This is a genomic window from Lentimonas sp. CC4 (genome assembly GCF_902728235.1).
Taxonomy (GTDB): domain Bacteria; phylum Verrucomicrobiota; class Verrucomicrobiia; order Opitutales; family Coraliomargaritaceae; genus Lentimonas.
Map to the genome: position 1 here is coordinate 1711247 of NZ_CACVBO010000001.1, position 22769 is coordinate 1734015.

Genomic DNA, 22769 nt, shown 5'->3' on the forward strand with positions numbered 1-22769 from the left:
TCATGGCTGGCGAGCCTTCTTGAGCGCGTCCAAGGGATTGGTTTACCTTGCCATGTGGTTTTTGAGCTTTCTAGTGGGCGGTATGGAAAACCTGCACCACGATTACGATGGCCTGATTTTTGATATGGATGGCACGCTTGCTGATACGATGCCAACACACTTTGAGGCGTGGTCGCGCTCAATGAAGGAGCATGGGCTGGTGCTTCCTATCGATCGGTTTTATGCGCTTGGTGGTGTGCCTGCTTCGGAGATCATTGAGATGCTTGCAACAGAGCAGGGCAAAGAAGTCGATGCAGTGGCAATCGCGGAAGCGAAGGAAGATTTGTTTCTAGAGTTGCTGGTCGATGTGCAACCTATCGTGCCAGTTAAAGCGATTGCAGAATTTCACCGCGAACACATTCCTATGGCGATTGCGACTGGCAGTCCGAAGTGGGTGGCTGAGAAGATTCTTAAGACGCTGGGTATCCGTGATTGGTTTGACGCCATCGTAGGAGCTGAGTGTGTGAGCAACTCAAAGCCTGCGCCGGATACATACTTGCGCGCAGCTGAGTTGATCGGAGTGGACCCGAAACGCTGCCATGCGTTTGAAGATACGAAGCTGGGTATGGAAGCGGCGCAAAATGCGGGTATGGTGGTGATTGACATCCATACGCTGCTTTAGGGTTACGATTTACTTGGCTGGGCGCTTTTTAGTCGGCCAGGTATCGATGGCTGCTAGTTCAGTGAGCTTTGCGTTTAGGAGTGCTGCGAGTTGCTTGCAGCGTTCCGGTTGGCTTTTGGATAAGTCCTGGTTTTCACCTGGGTCGGTGGTGACGTTGTAGAGTTCGTAATGCACCTCAGGGTAATAAAATTTGAGGAGTTTATAATCGCCGTCGCGTAGTGCGCTGGCTGCGCGATCACCTGTGCTCTCGGGGCGTGGGCGCGGACTGTGCCATACGATAGGCGAGCGTTCAAACGATTCGCCTTTGATGGCAGGCAGAATGCTGACGCTATCAATCGCGTGTTCCGGTTCCGCTGGGAGCTCAGCGGCTTCAAGTAATGTGGCATAGACGTCTGTGCCTGTGACGAGTGCGTCGCTTTGGCTGCCAGGAGTGGTGACCCCTGGCCAGTTTATGATAAAAGGCACGCGTGTGCCACCTTCGTAGAGGTGCCCCTTGCCAGCGCGGAGTGGGAGGTTGCTGGTCGGAAGTTTACGCTTATTGCTTGCACCGCGGTTGGAGAGACCCCCGTGGTCGGATGTAAATAGGATGAGTGTATTGTCGGCAATGTTGAGTGTCTTGAGAGTTTGCATTACACGTTCCATACTCTCGTCTGTGCTACGGATCATCGCGGCATAGATGGCGTTGTCTTGCTGTGTTTTGGTTGTGCCGTCGCGTTGGATGAATGCTTCTTTGCCACGCTTACCGAGCTTGCTGGTGAAGTATGCCGTGTAGTCTTCTTTTGCTTCGATGGGAGTGTGCACAGCATAATGAGCGAGCACTGCGAAGAAGGGCTGGTCTGGGTCCTCCGCGACGTGGTTCTTTAGGAATTGTATGGTTTCGTCGGTGAGGCGATCTGTGAGGAATTCACCTTCGGGGGCATCTTCGAGGCCGGGGAGATTTCCACCGTGATGGTGCGGGTCTTTAGAATTGTTGTAAGGTGCGAAGTAGCTACTAGGGGCGCCTGCATGGCCACCGCCGATGTTGATATCAAAGCCTTGGGCTTCGGGCATTTCCTCGGGTGTTTTAGCGAGGTGCCATTTGCCTGTGTAAAAGGTGCGATAGCCGCCTGCTTTGAGCGCCTCGGCGAGCGTGAGCTCCTCGGGAGCTACATTGTAAGTGTTACCGGGGCAGCCGTCGCGTGCTGGGAATCGTCCGGTAAAGAAACCGTAGCGTGAGGGCACGCAGCGTGGGTGCGCGGAGTAGGCCTGAGTGTAGCGTTGGCCTTGTGCGGCCAGTGCATCGATAGCTGGTGTCTCGTAGAAGGATGAGCCGTAGCAGCCGACATCATAGGTGCCTAGATCATCGACGAGGAAGACTAGGATGTTAGGTTTCTGCGCCGCGGCGACAGCGCTAAGAGCGAGCGTGAGCAGGCCAATCGATAGGTGTAGGGTGCGTCTCATATAACGTGACTCTGACAGATTCGACTCTATCAGTGAATGCTTTCTCGCACTGATTTAATCACCGCGTTCAGTGTGAATGCGTCCTGCTGGGTTAGTCGATGTCTTCGGCAGGTTTACTGTATTTTACACGGTAGGTGCGTGGAGACATCTGCGTGTCGCGACGAAAGGCGCAGCTCAAGTTGGAGCTGTTGCTGTAGCCGCAATCCAGTGCGATGGAATCAATTTTTTCGTTTGTCTCAGTGAGTAAGCGTTTGGCCTCGTCGAGTCGTATGCGGCGCAACTCGCTGGCTGGTGTGCGGCCGAGGTGTTTCTCGAAGGCTTTTTCGAGGCCACGTTTGGAGAGGCCCGTGTATTCGATAATGTCTTCGATGGTAATTGGCTCGCCATAATGCTGTTTGATATAGCGGACTGCGGTGGCGACCGCGGGGTGCTCAATTGCGAGCATGTCCGTGCTTTGTCTGCTGACAATGCCGTGCGGCGGTATTAGTAGTGGCGCCTCTTTGTTGGTAATGTCTCCATTCATGAGACGGTCTAATTGGCGTGCGGCTTGGTAGCCGACTTCGGTGAGGCGTGTGCGCACACTCGAGAGTGGCACGGGCGATCCTTCACATAACAGCTCAGTGTTATCGACTCCTAAGATGGCGATCTCTTCGGGCACATGTATGCCAACTCGTAGGCACATTTCGATGAGACTCGCTGCCAGATTGTCTTGCCCTGTGAATACCGCAAGTGGTCTGGGCATGGCATTGATCTGCTTTAGGATGTCTGCGATGTGGCTTTCCCAGTCACCAAACATATTAGGCGGAGACTGTCTGATTTCGAAGATATGCTCATCCGGAATGCCATTCTCTTTCAGGTGCTTAATGAAGTATTCATGGCGTAATGAGTTCACCGCAACGGCCGGCCATTTGTAGTAGGCAAAGAATTTATACCCTCTTGCTAGGAAGTGCTCTGCCGCCAACTTGCTGATTGCATCGTTATCAACACGGACTCGGGGGGCGTCGCGTTGCATGTCCAAATAGCTGATGTCGACGACTGGCATGTTCAGGTTGTCGATGTAGCTGGCGGTGTCGTTGCCGTAGCAAGTAATGGCCCCGTCGCCTGGCCATCCGTGTGGAACGAACTGTCCGGAGATTAGGTAGGGTGAGATGTGCCAGTTCTTTTCACGGGAGTAGTTATAGATGCCGCGAACGACTCGTTCATCATACCAATCGAGGGCAATGATAATCGAGCGCTGGTTGAGCTTCGGGGCTTCGATATTAAGGGTAATATTCTTTTGTGAGGCTTTTTTTTGAGGGGGCATATTGGTGGTATGGGCACTTTCGCATGATATATCAATTGAAAAAGATGAATAAGCGCTTTTTTGCTGTCTGTGTCTTTTGTGCCGCTTTTACTTGTGGGCGCTTTTTCAGTCAAAATGGATATATTTTGATTGGAGAGGTGTCTTGATCGGGCGGTGGGGTATTGGCAGGGTTGAATGCATATCCTCGCCTCATGTCTTTGTGAGGTGCTGCAGCTATTTGCTAATAATAATACCCAGAATACCTAGAATATGAAATACGGCCACTTTGATGACGCAAACCGCGAATATGTAATTACGGATCCCCGCACGCCAGCGAAGTGGGTGAACTATGTGGGGACTTTGAATTTCGGAGGTTTGGTGGATCACACCGGTGGTTCGATGATTTGTGCTAAAGATCCTGCGTTGAACCGCATGCTTAAATATATTCCGCAGATGCCAGATTCGGATTTTAAGGGAGAGACGCTCTACCTACGTATTCGCCAAGCGGATGGTTCGTATAAAGTCTTTTCGCCGTTTTATGTGCCGACTCTTGATGCGCTCGATAGTTACGAGTGTCGCGTTGGTTTGTCGTATCAAAAGATTATTTCACGCTTTAGCGGTATCCGCACTGAGGTGACGATTTTTGTGCCTCGCGATGGTGAAGTGGTGCTTCGTGATGTTAAGATCACCAATGAAAGTGATGTAGCGCAGACTGTGGATGCGATTCCAGTGGTTGAGTTTAGTCACTTCGATGCGTTGAAGCAGTTGATCAATGCGGACTGGGTGCCTCAGACCATGCAGGTCGATGCAGTTGAGCAGGCAGGCGGATTAGTGATGCTGAAGCAGTTCGCGTTTATGAAACGTGAGCGTTTGGTTAATTTTGTGACTTCGAATTATCCGGTGGATTCCTTTCAATCGGATCGTGAGCTATTTTTGGGGAACTCTGGTTATGGAACATGGCGTTCTCCAGGTGAGCTGCAAAACGAGAGCCTGTCGAATTACGAGACTCGCCGCGGTAATAATATAGCAGCGCTTTTACACAAATTAGGAACTTTGCAGCCCGGTGAATCACGTCGGTTCATCACTCAACTCGGACAGGGCAAGCCGGACGCATTAGGGGATATTGCGGATCGGTATCGCGACGAGTCGGAGGTTGATCAGGCATTTGCCGAGCTGCATCTTTTTTGGAAGGATTACCTCTCGCAGATTCAATGCGACACGCCGGATGCGGCTTTCAACTCGATGGTCAATATCCATAACCCGCGCCAATGTCATACGACGCTGAACTGGTCGCGCTACTTATCGCTCTATCAACTCGGATATGGGGCACGTGGTATCGGATTTAGAGATTCTTCGCAGGACGTGATGGGCTGTTTTTCTAGTGCGCCAGATGATACAAAGGCGCTCATGCGTAAGCTGCTAAGTGTGCAACGCCCTGATGGTTCTGCGATGCACCAATTCTTCCCTCTAACTATGGAGGCGAATGAGGGCGACTCTCGTGAAGAGGGTGACAAGCAAGTGTATGGCGACGATCATCTTTGGATCGTTCAGTCTGTCTGTGGCTATGTGAAGGAAACTGGCGATTATGGATTCCTTGATGAGCAGATCACCTATTATGATAAAGTCCTCCCGCTCGCAGAGCGTGAGAGTGCGACAGTATTGGATCACTTGATGCGTTCGGTTGCCTATACGAAGGCAAATGTTGGGCAGCATGGTTTGCCGCTACTCGGTTTTGCTGACTGGAATGATACCGTCAATTTACCTGGCGAGGCGGAGAGTCTCTTCAATGCGAATCTTTATGGCGTGGCACTTCGCGAGTTGATCGAGTTACTTCGCCACCTTGGGCAGGACGCTCAGGCCGATACACTACAGGACGACTGGGAAGTTATGTGTGGGCGTGTGAATGAGCACGCTTGGGATGGTGAGTGGTATACTCGTTACTTTAAAGAAAATGGTGATCCCATTGGCTCGAAGGAAAATGCAGAAGGTAAAATCTTTACCAATGGTCAATCGTGGCCGGTTCTTTCTGGATTCGCGACAGAGGAACGTGCGCAGACTGCGCTCGATTCCGTTAACACTCACTTGAATACCGCAAATGGTATTAAGCTCAGTGGCCCAGGTTATACACGCTTCGACCCAGAGAAGGGAGGCGTGAGCACATATCCTCCAGGTGCTAAGGAAAATGGCGGTATTTTCCTTCACTCGAATCCGTGGATTATGATTGCGGAAACGATGCTTGGTAACGGTGACCGTGCTTTTGAATATTACAGCCAAATCAATCCGGCTACGAAGAATGACACGATGGAATCTTACGAGATTGAACCATACGTCTATGCCCAGAATATCCTCGGTGATGAGCATCCACAGTTTGGCCTTGGACGTAACAGTTGGCTTTCCGGCACTGCGTCCTGGACGTATCAAGCTGCGACGCAATACATTCTCGGAATTCGTCCATCGCACAATGGTTTGATTGTCGATCCATGTATCCCGAAGGCATGGGACGGCTTCCAGGTGACTCGTAAATACCGCGGCGCGACTTATGAAATTACTGTTAAAAACCCGTCAGGCGTATCCAAAGGCGTGGCATCGGTTATAATCGATGGTCAACCGACAGACAGTCATATCATTCCTTTCGCATCTGCTGGCAGCACCGTTCGCATCGAACTGACGATGGGCTCAGTCATCGTTCCAGCCTGACCGATATGGTTTAACAGCTTTATTGAGGTTGAATCACATTAAATCAAATAACCCCCTATTACCCCAAATTATGAAACATGTATTAAATTCAACACTTGTATTGATTACTAGTATGCTGCTTTCGCCCCTTTCGGCGGAAGTGTTGGAAACGTGGACCTTCTCTGAGGCCGATGGCACTACGATCGATGGGACCTCGAGTGATAAAGGAACATTACTCAGCACTGTAAGTCGATCGACTGCTGCTGTTAAAAAAGGCCGCATGGAATTCTTTCCAGATGGTGAGACCGATGGTGTTTTTTTGATTAATGCATTTGCGCAGGGGCCAGTGTCATCCGGAGTTTACGAAGTTTCATGGACGTATACTTCGGCGGCATTTGCGAACACACTTGAAGTCGATGGGTCTGCTAATATTGGGTTCGATTTTCGAGATACCAAGGAGACTCGGTATAAAGGAAATGATGATGGATTACTGGGCGGGGTGCGCCTTCGTTACGAGAAGAAGCATATTTTAATTCAATATTCTGCAGCAGGGGATGCGAATAGGTTTACGACGGTTGCTTCGATCGATCGTATTGTTTTGCCAGACCCGCTTAGTGTGCGGATTCGTTATGATTTGGATAACTCCGGAAAGCCTGGATCGATGCAGATCTTTCTTCAGCTTGGCGAAGAAGATGAGATTAATCCGGTTACCGATGCTGAAATCCCTGAAGGCACGGTGCTCAGTGGGTATCGCATCTTACAGCAAATTACCAATGGTAAGACGAATTGGCAGAAAGGTGACGTTGTATCGATTGATGACTTCACATTGTCGAAAGTTGAGTAACACGTGCGTTCTCGATCTCATTTAGCCCCCACATATTATGCGTGTTGCCCTGTTATTTCCATTTGTCCTGTCGGCGCTCGTTACGTTTGCTGCGGATCGTCCCAATGTGCTCTTCATCGCGATTGATGATCTAGTGCCGACCATCGGCGTCTATGGTGATTCTCTCGCAAAAACACCAGAGATTGATTCACTCGCATCACGCGGAACGACGTTTCTGAACCATCATGTGCAGTGGTCTGTCTGCGGACCATCGCGTGCGGCCTTGACGACTAGTTTAATGCCAGAAGAGACTGGTGTGATTGGGTTCAGACCGATACGTGGCGTGCTGCCAAATGTAGTGACACTGCCGCAGTATTTTCAGGCGAATGGTTATGAGACAGCGTGCTCTGGTAAATTTCATGACAATCGAACGGTCGGTGATTCGACTAAGGCATTGTCGAGCAAGGGGCAGTTCCCCGATGGTCGTCAGCTGGATGACCCGGCATCGTGGTCGATCCCATATAAGAATGGAGGAGGCAAAGGGTATTCGCCTAAAGGCCATAACGCCGTCGATTATGCGAATGCGAATGAGGCAGAGTTTGTTGACTATAATATTTTAAAGAAGGGCGAGGCTTTGCTCGATCAAATGGCTGCGGGCGATAAGCCATTCTTTTTAGCGGTTGGTTTCAAGAAACCACACCTAGCTTTTATCGCACCAACGCCGTATTGGGATTTGTATGACGATAATGGCAATGGTCGCTATGATGACGATTTTCCACTGCCTGATTTTGACGATACTCCGAAGAATGCGAGCGAGCAGATGGTAACGGTGTTAGCAAACAACTCAGAGCTGCAGAGTTACATGCCGTATAAAAAAACGGGTATGCCGACTGAGTCGCAAGTTCGTGAACTACGCCATGGTTACTATGCTTGCGTCTCATTTATCGATCATCTCGTCGGAGAGTTACTTCAGAAGCTGGCGTCCACAGCAGACCCTGTGCAGGGCGGAAAAATGATGGATGAGACGACGGTCATCGTCCTATGGGGCGACCATGGATTTTACCTCGGGGAGCATGATCGCTGGGCGAAGCACTCGATCACGGAGCGTGCGACAGCCGCTCCGTTAATTATCGTTGATCCGCGTAATCCGGTGTCAGGCGCTAAGACGATGAGCCCGGCGAACGCTATTGATTTATATCCGACGCTTTGTGAGCTCGCAGGACTTCCGCTTCCGGAGCAACCGACATCAGCCGACGTGGATGGCGGGCGTCCGTTACGTGGCACGAGCCTGGTTCCTGTGTTGAAAGACCCTGCGGCGAGTGTGCACGTCGGATCTGTGAGTCACTTTAATTCAAAGGGGCATAGCGCCTATGCATATCGGACAGAGCGCTATCGTTATATCGAATGGATAAAATCAGGCGCCGTTGTGGAGGTTGATTTATTTGATCTGCAAGACCAAGCGCAGGAGCTTGTCGATTTGGCCGATGATCCGAAGTATGCCGATCTGATTGATCAACTCGCCGGTGCATTACGTGCTGATCCTGCCACGCAGGGGATGAAGACCTTACAGCGTTCACGTCGATAGCACATGTGTGTGGTCGTCGCCCCTAGACTCCTAGAATTCCTATGTTCCCTAAACCGTTATTTTATTTCTTGTTGCTCAGTGCTGCGACGCTGTCTGCCGTGGATCGTCCTAATGTCCTCTTTATTGCGATTGATGATCTGGTGCCTACGCTTGGTTGCTATGGCGATGCGCTGGCCATCACGCCTGAAATAGATACGCTCGCAGGGCAGGGCACGACCTTTCTCAACCATCATGTGCAGTGGTCGGTGTGCGGGCCATCGCGTGCGGCGTTGACGACTAGTCTGATGCCCGAAGAAACGGGCGTGACTGGTTTCAAGGCGATTCGTCATCCGGATTATTTGCCGGATGTCATCACGATGCCACAGCACTTTAAGAACAATGGTTACGAGACGGCCTGTTCCGGAAAGTTTCACGATAATCGCACCGTCGGCACGCCAGGGACGACATTAACGAATAACCAGTATGCCGACGGTAATACCGTCGATGATCCTGCCTCGTGGTCGCTTGGTTGGGTCAAAGAAACCAATGTGTATAATCCAGTAGGTAAGCCGGCTGTCGATTATGCGAACGATACGGATGCGGACTTCACTGATCATATCATTTTAACCAATGGCTTATCACTAATCGATCAGATAGCTTCTGGCTCTAAACCATTTTTTCTAGCTGTTGGTTTTAAGAAACCGCATTTGGGATTCGTAGCGCCTACGAAGTATTGGGATCAGTATGATTCCAATGGCAATGGTGACTACACTGATGACATTCCGCTGCCGACTTTTACTGATCACCCTGCAAACGTTGATCCAGCATCCGCACTCGAAGCAACTTTAGATAATAATGATGAGTTGCGTGGTTATGAGCCCTTTGATGTTACAGGGTTACCGACCGATGCGCAGGCACGTGAATTGCGGCATGGCTATTATGCCTGTGTGTCGTTTGTCGATAAGTTGGTGGGAGACCTTTTAGATAAATTGGCGGCGACTGATGATCCGGTGCAAGTAGGTAAGAAAATGTCGGAAACGACAATCGTTGTTCTGTGGGGCGATCATGGTTTTTATCTCGGCGAGCATACGCGTTGGGCGAAGCATGGCGCGACAGAGCGTGCGACGGCTGCGCCGTTGATCGTGTATGATCCACGCAACCCAAGCGTAGGGGCGAAATCGAATAGCCCCGTCAATGCCGTAGATATTTATCCGACTCTCTGTGAGCTCGCTGGCTTGCCGATACCTGAGCAACCGTTGAGTGATACAGTCATAACCGGCCGTCCATTACGTGGGCGCAGTCTCGTGCCAGTGCTGAATGATGCAGATGTTTCGGTGAATGGTGGTGCGATGAGTCAGTTCAATAAGAATGGACTGAGTGGCTATTCGTATCGCAGCGAGCGCTATCGATTGATCGAGTGGGTGAATGGTTCTGGCATCGTGGCCGAGCGTAATCTGTTCGACTACCAAGGAGTGGGAGGCTTGGAGACCGTCGATGTTGCTGCGGATGCCGATTATGCGTCTGTGCTACACCAACTCTCTGTTGCTATGCGAGCAGAACCAACCACTCAAGGAATGGCTGAATTACAAAGCTCCGCAGCGAAAGCCCCTCCTGCAGATCTAGGCGTGCCGTCGCTAATGGTTGCAGGTTCGAGCTCAACTCAACTCGAGTTAAACTGGCCAGCAACGAGCACCGTCACCTATCGCGTGTTGAGTAATGACGATTTGGTGTCGCCTTGGTTGGAGGTGAGTGGCTTTGAGTCGGTCGTCGGTGGAGCGGCTTCGGTCACGATGTCGGGAGCGAAGCGATTTTATACCGTCGAGGTGGACGATAACCAAGCGCCGCGTTTCGCTGCAGATCCAATTCTTGCAAGCAACGGGACTGTGGATGCGTCGTATTCGGCAACTATTGCGAGCTCAGCAACAGATCCAGATTTGGGAGCGTCATGGACGTATTCGAAAGTTTCAGGGCCAGCGTGGCTACAGGTTAGCACCGCGGGGGCGCTGTCTGGCACTCCCTTAATCGCGGATCTGGGGGCCAATTATTTTATGGTGTCTGCGACGGATGAGCTCGGTGCACAGCAAACTGCAGCGTTACAGGTCACGGTGGTGGAGGCTTCGGTTTCGGGCACGATGGATACTTTTACTGTCGTAGCTGATACCTATGCCAAGGAGTCGGCTCCGACTGCACCTTGGGGAGGAGTGAACTATATTGAGTTAAGGCAGATGGATGCGAGTAACTTTGAGCGAATTGGTTACCTCCAGTTTTCCGTGGCAGGAGTGGGCACGGTGACGTCGGCGAAGCTCTGGCTGCATTCGAGCAGTCTGACTTCTCAAGTTCAGGCATTGGCGACTTCGAACTATTTAGCCGATGGAACGACTCCATGGACTGAGTTGAATCTGATTTGGAATAACAAGCCAACCGTCGGACTTGAGTTAGGCAGCGGCGCTGCGGTCGTGGGTGAATGGTTCTCGATTGATGTGACTTCGTATATCACTGGGAATGGCACGTTCTCGATCGCACTGGATGAGCAGGCGAATAATGTCGGGAAGCTGGATAGTAAGGAAGTTTCGTCGGGGACGTTGGCTCCATACTTAGAGGTCGTCTGGGAGTAGGATTGAACAACTAAAGTCAGGGATTAATACATGAAAAAGGCCGTCGGATTATCCGACGGCCTTTTGCGTAAAGTTTATGTTGCTGTGATTACTGAGAGCGACGACGGAGCATCACGAAACCGAGCGCGCAGATTCCTGAAAGTAGGGCGTAGGTGCCTGGCTCGGGGACGGCCGAAATAGTGAAGGCTTCAATACCTATTGTGCCTGCGGTAGCCTGGAGCGTGAAATTGGTATTTGCATTAATCAAGAGGGGGGTTGAGAAATCAAAAGTATCTAATGTTCCGTTTGATAGAGCTGAATTCGTAATGGTCGTGCCTGCGAAATTAAATACTTCTCCGCTGTCGAAGGTCGTGAAATCGAGTTGATATACTTCGACATCTTGATTGAACTTGAACGTTACAGATTGGTTGAATACTGCTTCATATGCATCTGTATCGGCGTCGCCTGTTGCATTGATTCCCATGGATGTTGCAGTGCTATTCAAAGTGGGATCTGAAGATCCAGTATCCGAATTTAATCCGACTACCGTGAGGGTGAGTCCTGTGAAGGTTGGGACAGAGACCGTTGCTGTGGCCGTTCCGAGGTCGGCAACATCAATTCCATCTACGAGAATACCAATACCTCCCGCTCTGTTATCCAATCCCATTATAGTCTGAGAGTGGACTGTCTGTAATACGATTATTGCGAGTGTGGAAATCGCGTAGTGTAATTTTGATACTCGCATATAATTGATGTGTCGGATATTTTATAAATGATTCAGTGATGTGATCTTACTTTCAGGTCCGTTGCTAAAATCAGTCGATGAGTTGTAGTCAAACAGTTGAAATCGTGTTTTATGCAAGAACAGTGCCAGTTGGCAATATTCGAATTTTAGGGAGTAAATATCACCATCTGACTGTCAATTAGTTACAAAACTGTGACTTCTTTCTTCGGGAGTGTTGAGCATGATCAGGACCTGTTGGTTTGCGCATAAAAAAGCGGAACGCTTGCACGTTCCGCTTTTGAAATTTGAGGTCTAGATCAACCCGAGCACCATTTTGCCTTCTTCGGTGATCATGTCTTGGTTCCAAGGTGGATCCCAGACGATCTCGACTTCGGCTTCGCTGACACCAGGGACGGTTTCGAGGCGCATCTTGGCGTCTTCAGCGATGGCTGGTCCCATGCCGCAACCGGGAGCGGTGAGCGTCATGTCCATAGTGATCTTGTAGCCGCCTGCTTCGTGCTCGACTATTTCGAGTGAGTAGACGAGCCCTAGATCGACGATGTTCACGGGGATTTCCGGGTCGAAGACGGACTTGAGGGCTTCCCACAGTGCGTCTTTTTCCGGTGGCCCCTCGTGGTTTTCGGCAGCGGCGTCTTTAGTCGTTTCAGTGACTTCTTCACCGAGCGCATCGGCATTCGCACCGCTGATGCGGAACATGCCGTTGTGCGTCATCACGGTGAAGTTGCCGCCGAGGCGGTGTGTGATGGTGACGGTCTCGCCTTCGGGCAAGGTCATCGGTGTGCCTTGCGGGATGAGCGTGACTTCAACCTCGCGAGTGAGTGTTACTTGATCGTCCATTTTGAGAATTAGGAATTAAGAATTAGGAATTACGAGATAGCCGAAAACTGGCTAACTGAAAACCGCCCAACTCATCTGTTAGTGAATCTTAGATTCGAATTTGTTGCGGATCAGTTCGCGGAGGTTGTCAGCGAGCTCGTCGCTGTCGACCTTCTCGATGACTTCCTCGAAGAAACCAAAGACCATGAGTTTCATGGCATCGCGCCTCGCGATACCGCGCTGCATCATGTAGAAGAGCTCGTCGGCATCGACGTTACCAGTGGTCGCACCGTGTGAGCATTTTACATCGTTGGCTAGAATCTCTAGACCAGGCAGTGCGTTTGCCTCGGCGGTTGGGTCGAGGAGCAAGTTGCGGTTGGTTTGATACGCGTCGGTTTGCTGCGCATTTTCTGCGACCTTAATCAAGCCAGAGAAGATGGTGCGGGCATTGTCGAGCAGTGCATTCTTATAGAGCAGGTCGGACACGGCGTTGCCGGCGTTGTGCGTCTGGAAGGTGCGTTGGTCAAACTCTTGAGTCTCTTCGGCGACGGTGAGCGAATACATCTTTACGTCGGCACCTGGGCCATCGATACGTGTTTGATTCTCAAAACGTGCACGCTTCGCGCCGATGTTGACGGCGAGGTTCTTTACCAAGGTGTCGCGGTCGGCGACGGTGGTGTCGAGCTGGAAGGAGACGGTTTTCTCATTCCAATCCTGCACAACCTTGCGGAAGATATTCGCGCCGCTGGCTGCATGGATGTTGGACACCGAGATGCTCATCGCTTCGTTCTCTTCGGTTTCGGAGAAGAAGATATCAACGACGGATGCCTTGGCGTTTGCCTCGGCGATGATCAATGTGTGCGGGAATACGGCTGCCTTTTCGCCACTGGTCCAGTAGTAATTGATGAACGGCTTCTCAATCTCAACGCCCTTAGGGACGAAGAGGATGGAGCCTGCTTTGACGAGTTGCGCGTGCAGGCCGAAGTATTTTTCCGAGCCAAGCTCTGTGGATTCTTGAAGAAAGTATTTCTCCATCAATTCCGGATGCTGAGCGACGGCTTCGAGGACGGGCAGGTAGATTACGCCTTGTGCGGCGAGTTCTTCGCTGATGCCTTCGAACTGTGCTTGCGCGTCGTCGGCGAAGACGAGTTGCCCTGCACGGTCGCTGACGAGGTTCGAGCGTTCGACGAATGCTGCGAGCTTGTCGGCGCTCGGTGCTGCGGCGGGTGCAAAACCGTCGATGCTGAGTTTGCCGACGGAGGCGAAGCGCCAGCGCTCATCGCGAGCGGTCGGTGCTGGGAGGATGTCGAACTGGGCTTTACCTTCGCTACGAAGCGTGGTGAGCCATGTGGGTTCCTCGGTGAGAGTTGTATTTGTTGGATTTTCCAAAGTGGTATTCATTCGATGTTCAAAGTTGAATGTTCAATGTTCGACGTTCGTCGGGGTTACCCGACGCTGCCTTCCATTTCCATATCGATGAGGCGCTTCAGCTCGACGGAGTATTCCATCGGGAAGGCTTTCATGAGATCGTTGACGAATCCATTCACCGCGAGGCTCATGGCTTCGCCTTCGTTGAGGCCGCGTTGCATCATGTAGAAGATCTGCTCGGCGCTCACTTTGGAGACGCTGGCTTCGTGCTGCACAGTGTTGTTCTCGCCGCGAGTTGTAATCGCAGGATAGGTGTCGGTGCGGCTGTTCGTGTTGATCAGCAATGCGTCACACTCAGTATTGTTCTTACAATTCTTGAGGTGCTTCGGCATGTGAACCTGACCGCGATACGTGGAGCGACCTTTGCCGATCGAGATCGACTTGGAGATGATGTTACTCGTGGTGTTGTCCGCGAGGTGCATCATTTTTGCGCCGGTGTCTTGGTGTTGGCCGTCGTTAGCAAGTGCGATGGAGAGCACTTCGCCGCGTGCGCCTTTGCCCTTCAGGACGACACCAGGATATTTCATGGTGAGACGTGAGCCGATGTTGCAATCGATCCATTTCACTTCGGCACCTTCGTCAGCCATGCCACGCTTGGTAACGAGGTTGAAGACGTTGGAGGACCAGTTCTGCACGGTGATGTATTGGATCTTGGCTCCCTTGAGTGCGACGAGCTCAACCACGGCACTGTGTAGCGTAGTGGTTTCAAACTTCGGTGCGGTGCAGCCTTCCATGTAAGTGATCTCAGCGCCTTCGTCGGCGATGATGAGCGTGCGCTCGAATTGGCCAAAGTTTTCCGCGTTAATACGGAAGTAGGCTTGGAGCGGTTGCTTGAGCTTCACACCCTTTGGCACGTAGATGAAACTACCACCAGAGAAAGTCGCGCTGTTCAGTGCGGAGAATTTGTTGTCCGAAGTCGGGATAACCTTGCCGAAGTAAGGCTTAAAGATTTCCGGATACTTGGCGAGGCCTTCAGTCGAACCGACGAAGATCACACCTTCTTTCTCGAGGTCTTCCTTCATGCGAGAGTAGGAGGCTTCCGAGTCGAACTGTGCTTCCACACCAGCGAGGAACTTACGCTCTTGCTCGGGAATGCCGAGACGCTCGAAAGTTTCCTTCACATCGTCGGGCACATCGTCCCATGAGCGAGCAGGCTGCTGACCTTTGGAGAGGTAGTAGCGAATCTCGTCGAAGTGGATGTTTTCTAGATCTTCGTCGGCCCACTTAGTTGGCATCGGCTTCTTGTTGAAGATTTCGAGTGCCTTGAGGCGGAAGTCGAGGATCCAAGGATCTTCGTCTTTGACCTTGGAGATGTATTTGACGGTCTCTTCGGTGAGACCGATGCCAGCGTCGAATTCGTAGTTTTCAGGATACTTGAAGTTCCCTTTCTCGGTATCGACGTTGATTGCTTCGTCTTGGATGTCTGTATCTGACATAATTTAAAATGGCTAATGGATGATGACTAATTGCTTAGTCAGTTACGCGTTTGCGCTTACGAATGCTTCTTTGACCCAGTCGTAGCCCTTGGATTCGAGCTCTTTGGCAAGTTCAGCGTCGCCACTGTGGACGATTTGGCCGTCATACATGACGTGCACAACGTCTGGCACGATGTAGTCGAGCAGGCGCTGGTAGTGAGTGATGACAAGGAATGCGCGCTCAGGGGAGCGCATCATGTTGACACCTTCGGAAACGATACGGAGGGCGTCGATGTCGAGGCCGGAGTCGGTCTCATCCATCACACAATACTTCGGCTCGAGCATGGACATTTGTAGGATCTCGCAGCGCTTCTTCTCACCACCGGAGAAACCTTCGTTGAGCGAACGTGCGGTGAACTTACGATCCATTTTGAGCGCATCCATTTTGGCGTAGAGCTCCTTGTAATATTCGACTGCGTTGACGTCTTCGCCTTCCGGGAGGCGTGCTTTACGAGCGGCGCGGATGAAGTTGGCGATCGAAACACCTGGGATTTCAAGTGGGTATTGGAATGCGAGGAATAGGCCGGCCTTCGCGATTTCGTCTGGCTCTTCGCCAAGAATGTTGACGCCGTCGAGGAGGATCTCGCCGCTTTCTACAGTGTAATCTTCGTGGCCAGCCATGACCTTTGCCAATGTGCTCTTACCGGTGCCGTTTGGCCCCATGAGTGCGTGCACTTCACCCTTTGGAATGGTGAGGTTGAAGTTTTTGAGGATGGCTTGTCCGTCGATGGAGACGGATAGGTTTTTGATTTCGAGCGTGTTCATGGTATTTATTTTCGAGTTTAAGTGTTGGTTGTTAAAAAGTGTTCTAAGTTTCAGCGTTTCAATCTTTCAGTTTTCAGCTTTTCCTTGTTCGTGGCAGTTGCCGCAGCAGCCGTCGTAGGCGATGTCGATGTGCTTTGCGGAGAAGCCTTGGGGGAGTGCAGACATGAGCGTCGCAATGACTTCCTCGGATAGATCGATGTCGATGATTTCGCCGCTTTCTCTGCAATAGAAGTGGGCGTGTTGCGTCAGGTTCGGGCAGTAGCGTGTCGGCTCGCGCTCGAAGTTGACCTGCCGGATGAGGCTCGTTTCAGTGAGCGTTTCGAGACAGTTATATACTGTGGCCAGCGAGATCGATGGCATGTCTGCGCGAGCGCGGGCATAGACTTCGTCCGCAGTCGGGTGATCACGCTTCTCCAGCAGTAGGGCGAAGATGTGCTCGCGCTGCTTGGTCGAGCGCTGTCCGCTGCGCTCCAGAGCGTCGTCGAGAAGCTCTTTATATTGTGGTGAAAGTTGCATGTGTGGTTGCTTGGTCGTCGAAGGTAGGTGTCTCTTTGTTGAGAATGATTCTAAATCGCAATAGTAATGAGACTGGGTAGCAATAAAGTTCGAAAGTTGGAGATAGCAAGTTTAATTGGAATAATTCTAAATAAGAGCGCGGATAAGTTTTTCTAATGCTGGGAGGTGTCGGAGTTAGAGTGCTGTTTTGAGCAAAGAAAAAGGGACACCCTCGATAACAGGGAGCGGACTCGTTGGACAGTGAATCACTGCGATGGAATGAAGCTCAATTGCGTTGTGGCACGGGCCTCTCGGAGAGAGCCTGTTTTGCGTTGTCGAAGGCATGCTCTGCTGCCATTCGAACAGCTCATGGTTACAAACCACCCGGAGGCGCATGCACCACAATGTTGAATCGGAGATTCCCCCAGTGCGCTGTGAGCCTCAACAGCTATCCCGCTAATCGACGATGAACCAAGAAAAAGCCCACCGTTACCAGTGGGCTTTGAAAGAGGGGGGTGACTGACAGGACGAAGGACTGCGGCCTGACTGAGCTAGCCGAAGTCCGGAGATGGCGTAGCAATTCTGTATCACCTCGGGAACAGACAGACAGGAATGTCTGTGTCACACTTTGTCGCTGAAGCCGAGGGCTTCGCTGTCAAATACCATGTCGGCGACACGGGTGGCAGGGCCTGTCATGCGGACTGCAAAGTCGTCGCCAATTTCGATGGCAATTTTGCCTCCGGGCATGTGCACGGTGATGTCGCGATCGCAGAGGCCGATACGGTGTGCAACGGCGGCAGAGGCGCTGCTGCTGGAGCCGGAGGCGAGCGTGTAGCCTGCGCCGCGCTCCCAGATCTCGATCTGAATGTTGTTGCGGTCGATGACCTTGAGGAATTGCACGTTGGTGCGATTTGGGAAGGTGGAATCGACTTCGATGGCTGCGCCGTCTTTGCAGGCGAGTGCTTCAGAGATTTCTGGTAGTGGCACGACGCAGTGTGGGTTGCCGATGTCAGCAAGATAGACGGTGTAGTTGGTGCCGTTGATCATGAGCTTTTGACCGATGTTTTGGTCGGCTTGCTCGGGGCCATCGACGGGTATGTGATCCATTGCAAAGCTGACTTTACCCATGTCGACGGTGATCGAGGCTGCGCCGTCGCTGATTTTGCAGGTGACGACTCCGCCGAGCGTATCGACGGTGAACGCATCGTTTTTAACTTTGCCGATGTCGTAGAGGTAGCGGGCGAAAATACGCAGACCGTTACCACTCTTCTCAGCTTCGCTGCCATCTGGATTCATGATACGTAGGCCGAAGTCGGCTTTGTCGGTTGGCAATGGTCCGTAGAGGATGCCGTCGGAGCCGAGGCCGAAGTTGCGGTGGCAGATGCGCACTGTGTCTTGCTCGTTTGGCAGTTGAGCGGCGTCTTTAGGGTCGAGGACGAGGTAGTCGTTTCCGAGTGCGTGGTATTTAGAGAATTTCATAATGATAAGAGTTTATTGGTTTGGACGTGCATTTCAACCTGCATCGAGCAGTCGAGAGCCTGATAACTGTGGGCGGCTATAGGCTTGCGGACTGTTCGCATGTCTTGAATGCTGTGTTTTTCGATAATTTGTCAAGATCAGCAAATATATGAAGCGAATAAAGGTGCCAGAGTCGACCCTCTCAGAGAAATTGAGCACTGGCTATTTTGGCAAGGCTGAGTGGGGTATGGTTTTTCTGGTGTTCCCATTGTTCATGGTCATGGACTTTCATTCGATGGGCTATGGTGGCGTGTTGGAGCCGTTGATGTTGCCGTTTGCATTGGTGATAGCGATTGGAGCAGGCTTGCGGTTGCGATTCGCAGGCGCTTTGGGAATCTCGGCGATGTTGCTGCTCGTGTTGATCTATGCGTGGGTGCGCGGATTGGGCACGTTTGGGGAAGGCACCTTTGCGGACCATCTGTTGTTCGCGGTGGGGTTGTTTGTTTTATTTCTCTCGGCTATGTTCTTTTGTGCGATTGTTGCGGGGTATCATCTACGCAGCGCGGAGATTTCGACAGAGCGTGAGTTTTTGATGCATCGAGTGTTGGATGCATTGCCGATTGGCGTGTGGGTGCGTGCCCCGAAGGGGCAGACAGTGTTTGTGAATGAACGTTGGGCGAGTTTTTCTATGCTGTCCGTAGAGGAGATTATGGACTCCGATTCTCCAGCGCCGCCAGTGTATCTTGGCGAAGAGTGGGAGGTGGAGCGGCAGGAGTTGTTAAATTCGGATGATGGTGCCATCCGCTATAAGCACGTGGATTTAGTGGATAATCATGATCGTTCCTGCTCAATGACATTGCTCACTTTGAGGGTTTTTATTGATGATGTTTTGGGCGTTGGGACCTTGTCGCTATTGGTGGATGAGACTGCATTACGTATGTATGAGGAGCAGATCCGGTTGAGTGAGAAACGCTTGCGGATGGCGTTGGATACTGTGGAGATGGGGTTCTGGGAGCAGGATTTGGCCACGCGTGAAATCTATCGAGATACGAATTGGTATCGTATTCTAGAAGTGGATGCCGCAGCTGTTACAGGAGAGCAGGAGGAGTGGCAGGGGCGTATTCATGCTGACGATCGTGCCCGTGTGCTGGAGGCGTATGAGAATTTCTCACGTCATGGCGCGGAACCTATAGAGGTCGACTATCGTATTTGTAAGGGCGAGAGCGATTATATCTGGGTGCATGACCGTGTGATTGTTCTGGATCGTGATGTGGTGGGGCGTCCCACTCGTATGATGGGAACCATGCAGGACATTTCTGCACGTAAGCAAATCGAGCTCGATTTGAAGCATGCGAAAGAGCGCGCGGAGGCAGGTAACCAAGCGAAAGGGAATTTTATCGCAACGATCTCTCATGAGATCCGCACGCCTCTGAATGCTATTATTGGATTATCGAGTTTCTTAAATGAGAGTGATCTAGATGAGGAGCAGTTAGATTTATCGAAGACGATTTATTCGAGCGGCAAGAGTCTATTGTTTCTGGTCAATGAGATTTTGGATTTCTCGAAGATTGAGGCGGGACGTTTGGAGCTGGAAATGCAGGAATTTCCGCTACATTTGTGTTTTGAAGAGAGTGTGAAGCTGTTCCAGGCAGGGGCGGCGGATCGCAATGTGGCTCTTGAGCTATCGATGGATGCCTCGTTGCCAGAGTTTGCTGTGGGCGACATGGAGCGACTACGCCAAGTGGTGCAAAATTTACTGTCGAATGCTTTGAAGTTTACAGATTCGGGTAGCGTTGAGATAGTGGTGCGTCCTGTGGAGTTGAGTGAATTGCCGGCAGAACGACGTCCCGATGAGCTAGGGGCCATTGGTTATTTAGACGAACTTGACCATGATTATTTAGAAGTAGTGGTCTGTGATAGTGGTATCGGAATTCCGGCAGATCGTCAGGAAGTGCTCTTTGAGGCCTTTAGCCAAGTGGATGCATCGACCACACGTAAATATGGAGGCACGGGCTTGGGGCTCGCGATCTGTAAGCGCTTAGTCCACGCGATGGGTGGGAAAATTTGGTTAGAGAGCAGCGAGGGGTGTGGTGCGCTCTTTGGTTTCGTGGTGCGGACGAAGTTGGTCGAAGAGGGGGCTACGGGTGGGCTCGATCCTATCCCAGTGGTGAAGTCTGAGGAGGAGGTAGAGCGCATCGTCGAGCAACACCCTTGTGATATTTTAGTGGTGGGAGGTCGAGATGAGACGGCCGCGCTGATGCAGACTTGCCGCCGCTTGGGGTATGCCCCGCATCATGCGCAGCATTATGATTTAACCGAGAGCGACTTCCAGCGCCGCCGTTATAACATCGTTTTTATCGAGATGAGCCAAGAGGTCGAGGGACTTGAGCTTGCTCGCCAACTGTGCTCTGTCGCTAAGATGAAGCGTCCAGAATCCATTTTAGGCGTGGTGCCAGATGGGCACTTCGTATCGAAAGAGCGCTGCAAACTCGTAGGTATGCAGCGCTTAATCGAAGGAAATCAGGATCTAATGACTATCCGAGAGGTGATACTGGATGTGCTTAATGAGCACGGTTGAACGCGCTCACGAGTGCATGTAAACCTGCGAGCTCGATGTTGGAATTGATTCCGCAACCGAAGTAGACTGAGCCATTGGTGTGTTGGATCTGAATGTAGGCTGCCGCTGTTGTCTTTGAGCCGCCGCCGATGGAATGCTGACGATAGTCGAGTAGTGTGAAGTCTTTCCAGCCTTTCGCTTGTAGGGCATCGACAAACGCGCTGATTGGGCCGTTGCCTAGGCCAGCGACGCTGTATGATTCTCCTTTGTAGCTGACTTGAGCCTGAATGCGCACTTCGCCGGTTTGGCTGAAGTCCTCGCGCTCGATGGAGATAAGCTCAAGTGGTGTGTTGAGATTCACGTATTCGCTCTGAAAAATTGCGTGCACCTCGTCGGATTTCAATTCACGGCTGCCTTTATCGGCTGCTGCGTTGACGACATCGCCGACTTCGGGGTGCATGACTTTGGGCAAATCGAGCCCGAATTCGCGGGACAAGATATACGCGACGCCACCTTTACCGCTCTGGCTGTTGATGCGGATGATGGCTTCGTAATCACGGCCGATATCTTCCGGATCGATTAACAAATAGGGGACTTGCCAGTGCGAGTCGGGCTGTGCCTCTTTCTCGCGCAAGTCCATACCTTTCTTAATCGCATCTTGGTGTGAGCCAGAGAATGCGGTAAAGACCAAGTCACCTGCGTAAGGGTGACGCTCGGGCACATGCATGCTTGTCACACGCTCATAGATCGTGCGGGTGCGTTCCAAGTTGCTAAAGTCGAGCTTGGGATCGACGCCTTGCGTGTAGAGGTTCAACGCGACCGTGACGATGTCGAGGTTGCCGGTGCGCTCACCATTGCCGAAGAGCGTGCCTTCGACGCGGTCTGCACCCGCCATCAAGCCGAGTTCGGTGGCTGCGACGCCAGTGCCGCGGTCATTATGTGTGTGCAGAGAGATGATTGCGGTGTTACGCGCTCTCAAGTTGCGGCAGAACCATTCGATCTGGTCGGCGTGCACATTCGGCGTGGCCACTTCGACAGTGGCAGGAAGATTCAAGATGATCTTGTTTGCTTCAGTCGGTTGCCAAACGTCGATGACCGCTTCGCAAATTTCTAAGGCATACTCGACTTCGGTGTCGGAGAAGCTCTCTGGAGAATATTGCAAGCGCACGTTTGTGCCAGGAAGTGTTGAGACGAGGCTTTTGATCAACTCCGCGCCTTCGATGGCGATCTGTTTGATCTGCTCTTTGCTCTTGTTGAAGGTGACGCGGCGCTGAAGCGGCGAGGTCGAGTTATACAAGTGCACGATGGCATTGGGCACGCCCTCTAAGCTCTCGAAGGTGCGTCGGATCAAATGCTCACGCGCTTGCACGAGCACTTGTAAAGTCACGTCCTTGGGAATGCGCTTTTCCTCCACCAAGCGGCGGATGAAGTTAAACTCGGTGTCACTGGCGGAGGGGAAGCCGACTTCGATTTCCTTGAATCCTGTGGCGACGAGCAATTCAAAGAAGTCGATTTTCTCGTCGACGGTCATTGGGATCGCAAGTGCTTGGTTGCCGTCGCGAAGGTCGACGCTGGCCCAGATCGGGGCAGTTTCGATCGTTTTGTCCGGCCAGGTGCGATCGGGCAAATTGATTTGCTGAAAGGGGCGATACTTGGTGATGGTGCCTGTTTGCATGTTCGTAAAATGGAAAAAGGTTGGATAATGGAGGTTTATTTCGAGCGTTCGAAGCGCGTGTTTCAGTTCGGCGCTTCAGTATTTAGTGGTGGGAGCATTGGCTCGCTTGACTATTATGGGCGGGCATTGAGCCCGCAGACGTATGACTTCATATCCCCTAAGGGAGAAGTTCAAGGGCTCCAGCTAGGAGTGTCGTCTCTACGAATAAAACGTGCATCGATTGGGAGCATTCATTGGTTTGTCGCTCTGTCAAGCGCGTGCTTGCTTCGAGCGCTACGGAGCGTGTATTCTTGAGTCTTGTTTGTTGGAGCAATT

At 51.7% G+C, this 22769-nt stretch carries 16 protein-coding genes; 6 read left to right on the forward strand and 10 right to left on the reverse strand.

Annotation, left to right across the window (positions count from 1 at the left end):
* The first annotated feature begins 82 nt into the window (after nucleotides 1–82).
* Nucleotides 83–661 (forward strand): HAD-IA family hydrolase, encoded by a 579-nt coding sequence (locus GZZ87_RS07580; protein ID WP_162027702.1) that lies wholly within the window; start codon nucleotides 83–85, stop codon nucleotides 659–661.
* Nucleotides 662–670: 9 nt separating this feature from the next.
* Here the strand turns inward: GZZ87_RS07580 and GZZ87_RS07585 are convergent, their stop codons facing one another.
* Together GZZ87_RS07585 and GZZ87_RS07590 are read right to left on the reverse strand one after the other, a co-directional pair.
* Nucleotides 671–2101 (reverse strand): sulfatase, encoded by a 1431-nt coding sequence (locus tag GZZ87_RS07585; RefSeq protein ID WP_162027701.1) that lies wholly within the window; start codon nucleotides 2099–2101, stop codon nucleotides 671–673.
* Between the two features lie 91 nt (nucleotides 2102–2192).
* The gene (locus GZZ87_RS07590) at nucleotides 2193–3404 is read right to left on the reverse strand and encodes a DNA-binding transcriptional regulator (RefSeq protein WP_162027700.1); all 1212 of its coding nucleotides are present in this window, start codon (nucleotides 3402–3404) and stop codon (nucleotides 2193–2195) included.
* A gap of 249 nt (nucleotides 3405–3653) precedes the next feature.
* Here GZZ87_RS07590 and GZZ87_RS07595 point away from each other — a divergent pair, with 249 nt between their 5' ends.
* The 4 genes from GZZ87_RS07595 to GZZ87_RS07610 all read left to right on the forward strand — a co-directional run bounded on the left by GZZ87_RS07595 (nucleotide 3654) and on the right by GZZ87_RS07610 (nucleotide 11061).
* Nucleotides 3654–6080, forward strand: a complete 2427-nt coding sequence (locus GZZ87_RS07595; protein WP_162027699.1) for a glycosyl hydrolase family 65 protein — start codon at nucleotides 3654–3656, stop codon at nucleotides 6078–6080.
* Nucleotides 6081–6150: 70 nt separating this feature from the next.
* A complete protein-coding gene (locus GZZ87_RS07600) occupies nucleotides 6151–6903 on the forward strand; it encodes a hypothetical protein (protein ID WP_162027698.1) in 753 nt (250 codons plus the stop codon).
* Between the two features lie 37 nt (nucleotides 6904–6940).
* Nucleotides 6941–8467, forward strand: a complete 1527-nt coding sequence (locus GZZ87_RS07605) for a sulfatase (RefSeq protein WP_162027697.1) — start codon at nucleotides 6941–6943, stop codon at nucleotides 8465–8467.
* Nucleotides 8468–8508: 41 nt separating this feature from the next.
* On the forward strand, nucleotides 8509–11061 hold the full coding sequence (locus tag GZZ87_RS07610) for a sulfatase-like hydrolase/transferase (RefSeq protein WP_162027696.1): 2553 nt from the start codon (nucleotides 8509–8511) through the stop codon (nucleotides 11059–11061).
* 88 nt (nucleotides 11062–11149) lie between these two features.
* Here GZZ87_RS07610 and GZZ87_RS07615 read toward each other — a convergent pair whose 3' ends face one another.
* The 7 genes from GZZ87_RS07615 to dapF all read right to left on the reverse strand — a co-directional run bounded on the left by GZZ87_RS07615 (nucleotide 11150) and on the right by dapF (nucleotide 18243).
* Nucleotides 11150–11707 (reverse strand): PEP-CTERM sorting domain-containing protein, encoded by a 558-nt coding sequence (locus GZZ87_RS07615; RefSeq protein WP_162027695.1) that lies wholly within the window; start codon nucleotides 11705–11707, stop codon nucleotides 11150–11152.
* 369 nt (nucleotides 11708–12076) lie between these two features.
* Entirely contained in the window at nucleotides 12077–12622 is a 546-nt protein-coding gene (sufT, locus tag GZZ87_RS07620) for a putative Fe-S cluster assembly protein SufT (RefSeq protein ID WP_162027694.1), read from the reverse strand.
* Between the two features lie 78 nt (nucleotides 12623–12700).
* Nucleotides 12701–14002 carry a Fe-S cluster assembly protein SufD gene (gene sufD, locus GZZ87_RS07625; protein ID WP_162027693.1) on the reverse strand — a complete coding sequence of 434 codons (1302 nt, stop codon included), beginning with the start codon at nucleotides 14000–14002 and terminating at the stop codon, nucleotides 12701–12703.
* Nucleotides 14003–14046: 44 nt separating this feature from the next.
* Nucleotides 14047–15465, reverse strand: a complete 1419-nt coding sequence (gene sufB, locus GZZ87_RS07630; RefSeq protein WP_162027692.1) for a Fe-S cluster assembly protein SufB — start codon at nucleotides 15463–15465, stop codon at nucleotides 14047–14049.
* 42 nt (nucleotides 15466–15507) lie between these two features.
* Nucleotides 15508–16269 carry a Fe-S cluster assembly ATPase SufC gene (sufC, locus tag GZZ87_RS07635; protein ID WP_162027691.1) on the reverse strand — a complete coding sequence of 254 codons (762 nt, stop codon included), beginning with the start codon at nucleotides 16267–16269 and terminating at the stop codon, nucleotides 15508–15510.
* A 66-nt stretch (nucleotides 16270–16335) separates the two neighbouring features.
* A complete protein-coding gene (locus GZZ87_RS07640; protein ID WP_162027690.1) occupies nucleotides 16336–16785 on the reverse strand; it encodes a Fur family transcriptional regulator in 450 nt (149 codons plus the stop codon).
* Nucleotides 16786–17385: 600 nt separating this feature from the next.
* Entirely contained in the window at nucleotides 17386–18243 is an 858-nt protein-coding gene (dapF, locus tag GZZ87_RS07645; RefSeq protein ID WP_162027689.1) for a diaminopimelate epimerase, read from the reverse strand.
* A gap of 148 nt (nucleotides 18244–18391) precedes the next feature.
* On the opposite strand from dapF, the gene GZZ87_RS07650 reads away from it, so the two are divergent.
* Nucleotides 18392–20800: a hybrid sensor histidine kinase/response regulator gene (locus GZZ87_RS07650; RefSeq protein WP_162027688.1), complete on the forward strand. Its 2409-nt coding sequence runs from the start codon at nucleotides 18392–18394 to the stop codon at nucleotides 20798–20800.
* Here the strand turns inward: GZZ87_RS07650 and leuA are convergent.
* Nucleotides 20784–22454, reverse strand: a complete 1671-nt coding sequence (gene leuA / locus GZZ87_RS07655; protein ID WP_162027687.1) for a 2-isopropylmalate synthase — start codon at nucleotides 22452–22454, stop codon at nucleotides 20784–20786. The two genes, GZZ87_RS07650 and leuA, sit on opposite strands and share 17 nt — an antisense overlap.
* Between the last annotated feature and the right edge of the window lie 315 nt (nucleotides 22455–22769).